The organism is Microcystis sp. LEGE 00066 (genome assembly GCF_015207925.1).
Lineage (GTDB): Bacteria > Cyanobacteriota > Cyanobacteriia > Cyanobacteriales > Microcystaceae > Microcystis > Microcystis ichthyoblabe_A.
The window spans coordinates 1-5898 of sequence record NZ_JADEVX010000227.1 but is presented as its reverse complement, the minus strand read 5'-3'; the positions used below and the strand labels follow the sequence as shown (position 1 = coordinate 5898).

Annotated in this window: 5 protein-coding genes; all 5 read right to left on the bottom strand. The window is 44.6% G+C overall.

What is annotated here, in order from left to right; translation table 11 throughout:
* Positions 1-41 precede the first annotated feature (41 nt).
* Positions 42-1562: an anthranilate synthase component I gene (trpE, locus tag IQ224_RS20885; RefSeq protein WP_002740399.1), complete on the bottom strand. Its 1521-nt coding sequence runs from the start codon at positions 1560-1562 to the stop codon at positions 42-44.
* 390 nt (positions 1563-1952) lie between these two features.
* Entirely contained in the window at positions 1953-2378 is a 426-nt protein-coding gene (locus IQ224_RS20880) for a photosystem I reaction center subunit II PsaD (RefSeq protein WP_002740397.1), read from the bottom strand.
* Positions 2379-2546: 168 nt separating this feature from the next.
* Positions 2547-4184, bottom strand: coding sequence for an iron ABC transporter permease (locus IQ224_RS20875; RefSeq protein WP_002740396.1), 1638 nt, complete (start codon positions 4182-4184; stop codon positions 2547-2549).
* Positions 4185-4263: 79 nt separating this feature from the next.
* The gene (locus IQ224_RS20870; RefSeq protein WP_002740395.1) at positions 4264-5073 is read right to left on the bottom strand and encodes an MBL fold metallo-hydrolase; all 810 of its coding nucleotides are present in this window, start codon (positions 5071-5073) and stop codon (positions 4264-4266) included.
* A gap of 61 nt (positions 5074-5134) precedes the next feature.
* Positions 5135-5722 carry an aminodeoxychorismate/anthranilate synthase component II gene (locus tag IQ224_RS20865; protein ID WP_002740387.1) on the bottom strand — a complete coding sequence of 196 codons (588 nt, stop codon included), beginning with the start codon at positions 5720-5722 and terminating at the stop codon, positions 5135-5137.
* Positions 5723-5898: the final 176 nt, after the last annotated feature.

The window sequence follows — 5898 nt, the reverse complement described above, 5'->3', positions numbered from 1 at the left end:
ACCCCACACCCTGCCCCCAGGAAAAGCTTTTTCAGCAAACCCTAACTTAAACAGCGAATTGCCTCCAATAAACCCCTCGCTTTGTTGAGGGTTTCTTCATACTCTTTCTCCGGCTCAGAATCGGCTACTAACCCCGCTCCCGCTTGCACAGAAACCAGATAATTTTGATTACCTTGGGGACGAACAATCATAGTACGAATTGTGATGGCACTATTTAACTGTCCCTCGAAATCGTAGTAACCATAAACCCCTGAATAGGGACCACGACGACAGGGTTCTAATTCATGGATAATTTCCATGGCGCGAATTTTCGGGGCCCCACTGACGGTTCCCGCCGGAAAACAGGCTTTTAATAAATCCCAAGCACTTTTATTGGTGGCTAAATCCCCCACCACATTACTAACAATGTGCATAACGTGGGAATAACGTTCAATTATCATTAATTCGTCCACTTTGACCGTACCTCGATCGCACACCCGACCTAGATCATTTCTCCCCAAATCCACTAACATAATATGCTCGGCAATTTCTTTGGGATCTTGCAATAAATCTATTGCTAAAGCTTGATCTTCACCGAAGTTTTGTCCCCGGCGACGGGTGCCAGCAATTGGTCTGACAGTGGCTCTTATTTTACCTAATTCGTCCCGTTCTGCCTTAACCATCACTTCAGGACTAGAGCCAATAATTTGCCAATCCTTAAAGTTATAAAAAGCCATGTAGGGAGAAGGGTTAATCAGACGCAAGGAACGATATAAATCGAAGGGATGACCATGATAATTGGCATTTAAACGCTGGGAAATAACCACCTGAAAAATATCCCCCGCTTTGATATAATCCTTGGCTTTTAGGACATTTTGACAGAATTTTTCCTGAGTTGTATTGCTTTCATAGACTAATTCTTTTCCCTGACCAACTGGTAATAATTCTAGGGTTTTGGCATTAGTTGGTAGGGGTAATCGTAACTTCAGAACTAACTGTGTCACTCGATCGCAGGCCGCTTGATAAGCGGCTGCTAAATCGGGATTTTTACCCCGAATATCGGCATAAGCGATCACCCAAATTTTCCGTTTAACTTGATCGAAAATAATCAGATTATCCACCTGCATCCAAATACCATCTGGTAGATCGGCATCGGTACCGGGATAAATGGGCACTCGCGGTTCAATCCAATTAATTAATTCATAACCCCAAAAACCAAATAAACCCCCTATTCCGGCGGGTAATTGCGGCAATTTAACCGGCACAATCGGGGCTAAACATTGAGTTAAAATCTCGAAAGGATCCCCCGAAAAAATCTCTTGAGAACCATTGCGAAAAGTTTGGGTGGTGGTGTTTCCCCGCGCTTCCAATACCCAGACGGGATCGCCGCCTAAAAAGCTGTAGCGTCCCAAGGTTTCGCCCCCTTCCACCGACTCTAATAAAAAATTGTAGGCTTGATCGGCACAAACTTTATACCAGGCCGAAACGGGTGTTTCTAGGTCAGCGACCCATTCTTGATAGACAGGAATAAAGTTACCTTGGCCAGCCAGTTCACGAAAGCGATCGAAGTCGGGGAAGATCATATTTTGATGGTTCAGGAAACGGAAGGAATTATGAATTATGAATTATAAATTATGAAGAACTGGGGATCAGGGTAGATAAGTAGGTAGGTGTTAAAAGTTGTCAGACACCCCCCTTATCAAGGGGGGATTAAGGGGGGATCGGCACCCCCCTTATCAAGGGGGGCAGGGGGGATCGAATCTAAAATCCATGTTTAATTTAATTATAACCAGCTACTTAGGAGAATAAATAAAAGCAATCTCCTGAATACTGACCCCTAACCCCAAGAAAGACTTTTTCAGCAAACCCTAACTAGCAATTGATTGCGATCAGAGAAATCGAGAGTCGGAAGTCAAATCTTGGGGCTAAATAGCTTCTAAATCTAACTCCCCACCCTCGATTTTAGGGTTTATTTATGCTTCGTAGGGAGTGACACCAGAGAACTTAATTGTCGCTGGTTCGGGGTTTTTGCCGATATTGCGGTCTTTTTTGCCGAAAAATTCACGACCAGCGTTAACTTTTTCGGGGAAGACACCATCAGCAGGGTGGAGATACTGCACTTCACCACTGGGATAAATCCGATAGATTTTGTAATCTTCGATTTTGGGCTTAAATTTCGTCCGGAATTGGGTACCAAGAGCGAGCGCGTGTTCTTTGCGGGCCAAATAGAGGAGATTTTCGCCTTCGTTCATGATAGCGGCGCCACCGGTGGGCATTTCAAAGACTTGTTCTTTGCTGCTTGTCCAGGTGATGGCGTACTTTTCTTCCAGATCGGCTTTGGCGAGTAAACCGCCCGTGCTGCCACCGAACTTAGGAGCTTTTCCAGAAAGTTCTGTCATAGGATGTTGTTCTCTCTACACAAATAAAGAAAAGGGGTTTTAGGGAATCCTATCACTGACACCCCCCCTCTCTAGTAGTCTTGTCAAGAACTGTAACATTATTTTGTACTAAACTATAGAACTAAGCTGCTGGCCGATCGCCAACTGGTCCAGGAATCGACCACCACTTTAATCGATCGCCCGTCGGGAAATTTGCCAACTTAAAAAAATTACCGGAATTAATCCCACTAGGACAATGGCCAGGGCTGGTGCCGCCGCTTCCACCAAACGTTCATCACTGGCGTATTGATAAACGCGCACCGCTAGGGTATCAAAATTAAAAGGTCTTAACACCAAAGTAGCGGGTAATTCCTTCATCACATCGACAAAAACTAACATAGCCGCCGTCAATAATCCCCCCGACAAAAGAGGAATATGCACTTTAATTAAAGTGGCACTGGTGCCATAGCCAAGGCTGCGGGAAGCATCATCTAAACTAGGTTTAATTTTACTTAAGCTCGATTCTAACGTGGAAAAAGCTACGGCTAAAAACCGGACAATATAGGCAAAAATTAGACAGAAAATCGTGCCGCTCAGAATTAAATTGATATTTAATCCTTGATTGAAAAAGTTATCTAATTGGCCGAGAGGAATTAAAACCCCCACGGCGATAACAATGCCGGGGATAGCATAACCAGCAGCCGCAATCCGCACAGAACCCTTAAGAGTTTTATTCGGATTAAGTCTTTCCCCGTAGGCGAGAATTAAAGCTAAAACCACCGCAATAATTGCGCTTAAACTAGCCAGAAAAAAACTGTTTCCCGAGAGACTAAAAAAGTCATTATTAAAAGTTTCTTGGGCATGATTAAAGGCTAGATAAGCTAGATAAAAAGCAGGGGCAATAAACCCCAAAAATACCGGCACAAAACAGGAGATCATTGCCAAAAAACTCCGAATAAATCCTAGTTCGTACTTAGTCGGTGACTGGAAACGATTGGTCATTTCATAGTAACGAGCTTGACGACGGGAGGATTGTTCAAGGAAAACTAAAACGAGGATAAATACCATTAAAACTGTTGATAACTGTCCCGCTGCTATGCGATCGCCCATACCGAACCAAGTATTATAAATTCCCGTAGTAAAAGCATTAATACCGAAATACTGCACCGTACCAAAATCGTTTAGAGTTTCCATTAAAGCTAGGGCTAATCCTGCCATAATTGCCGGTCTTGTTAGGGGTAAAGCGACGGTAAAAAAACTGCGCCAAGGATTACATCCCAGGGAGCGACTTGCCTCCACTGTGCAGACAGATTGTTCTAAAAAACCGACCCTTGCTAACAGATAAACGTAGGGATAAAGCACCAGTATTAACATCAGAATCCCCCCCCAAAGAGAACGGATATTAGGAAACCAATAATCTTCGACACTATTCCAACCGAAAACACTTCTTAAGAACGTCTGCACCGGACCAAAATAGTCCATCATATTGGTATAAGTATAGGCCAAGAGATAGGCAGGAGCGGCAAGGGGTAGTAATAATAACCATTGAAATTGTTGACGACCGGGAAATTGACACATCGTTATTAACCAAGCAGTGCCGACACCGATGATTAAAACGCCGCTGCCCACCCCGCCCATTAACCAAAAAGAATTAACTAGATAATCCCAGAGAACAGTTTCGATCAGATGTTGCCAGACTTGACTGGAGTTAGTTAATAAACTACTGGCCACCGATAAAATTGGCAGGGAAACAAGCAGGGCAATTAGTAAAACTGCAATTGTCCATCCCTGTCTAAAAAAAGAGCGATATTCTTTCAGCAAAAACATTTTTAATAAGATTGTTAAAGCAGTTTTTAGAGAACTAGGAGATGCTCTAAAGCAGTCCTAGGTCAATGGCTCCTAAAAGTTAGGATTTCTGTAACAGATTGCGGTAGTCAAACACGCGAATGAGCGTCCCTTTTTTCGGTAAATCGGCGGCACGAATCCGTAATTTATTGTCCCCGATTAAACGGATATTTTTATCCTTGACTAACTTGAGAAACTCATCTACAGACACCAATTCACAGGCATTTTTATCGGCGGCACTGGTGAAGTATTGCGTCGGGACAGCTATTCGCGGTTGTAAAACTTCGATCGCCTGTTTTGCTTCTTGGGGATTATAATTTTTTGGACCACCTCCCACGGGAATAAAAGCTAAATCCGGCGAACCCAGCAGAATTCTTTGTTCTAATTCGAGCGGGGCTGCTGCCCCTCCTAAATGGACAATACTAATCCCCGCCTGGGTCCAACGCCAGGCCACATTCATGCCGAAACGTTGCCCACCCATGCGATCATGGGCGATACTAATACCCTGGAATTTTAATTTACCCAGATCGTAGGCCCCCGGCTCAAACAAAATTTTCGGATTACCGGGTAAACCCTCGGCGGCCCCTTCATCCCAGAGTTGACTACTAATTAAAACGATATCTGCTTCTACTTTTGGCAAAGGAAAACCCGCCGTACAACCAATGGCCCGGAAAGGATTAACTAGGACTCTTTGTCCTCCTCCGGTGAATAAAAAGCAACTATGACCCAACCATTGAACTAAGAGGGAATCATCGGGTTTTTGAGCGGGAGTGGGGTTAGTTGGTTTGGGTTTAGTTTCCGCTAAAACTGAGCTTACTGTCACGGTTAAGAAACTTGTCCCCGCCGATAAGATAAAATCTCGCCTTTTCATAAATGTGGATGCAGAATTAATCAAGTTAGGGTTAATTTCAGGGGTTGGGGATTAGTAAACACTAGAGGGATCGGAGAAAGTTTCTTAAAAGTTCCTTGCCGGCAGTGGTTAAAATACTTTCGGGATGGAATTGTACCCCTTGAATCTGGGGGTAATCCCGATGACGGACTCCCATGACCGTGCCATCTTCCACCCAGGCCGTGATCTCTAAATTATCCGGCATGGTGGAGCGATCGATCACTAAACTATGGTAACGGGTGGCAGTAAAAGGATTTTCTAAGCCTTGAAATACCCCTTCACTGTTGTGATAGATTGGGGAAGTTTTGCCGTGCATCAAGACCGGGGCCGAGACCACATCCCCCCCGAATACCTGACCGATACTTTGATGACCCAGACAGACCCCCAAAATCGGCAAATGGGGGCCAAATTTGGCGATTAATTCCAGAGATATGCCCGCATCGACCGGACGACCAGGACCGGGGGAAATGACAATCCCATCCGGCCGCATTTGTTCGATCGTGGCCAGATCGATTTTATCATTACGATAGACCTCGATCGGCAAGGCGATCGGGAACTCGGAGGCTAATTCTCCCAAATACTGGACCAAATTGTAGGTAAAACTATCATAGTTATCGATGACGATTATCAAGAGTCCCTCTCCTTTCTCTAGCCTCGCTCAGTATTTTCATTCTACACCTCTGCTGTCTCGATCGAGATAGCCGGGGTGTAGGGGGTAGGCTATTTTTGAGCAGTCAGTTAGAATCTGGCCAGAATTGCTAATTAGGGTTTGCGGCAAAAAGTTTTTTGTGGGGACAGGGTGTGGGG

Bases quoted from the DNA above. Each gene is read 5' to 3' on its own strand.
- trpE (WP_002740399.1), bottom strand. From the start codon at position 1,562: ATGATCTTCCCCGACTTCGATCGCTTTCGTGAACTGGCTGGCCAAGGT.
- IQ224_RS20880 (WP_002740397.1), bottom strand. From the start codon at position 2,378: ATGACAGAACTTTCTGGAAAAGCTCCTAAGTTCGGTGGCAGCACGGGC.
- IQ224_RS20875 (WP_002740396.1), bottom strand. From the start codon at position 4,184: ATGTTTTTGCTGAAAGAATATCGCTCTTTTTTTAGACAGGGATGGACA.
- IQ224_RS20870 (WP_002740395.1), bottom strand. From the start codon at position 5,073: ATGAAAAGGCGAGATTTTATCTTATCGGCGGGGACAAGTTTCTTAACC.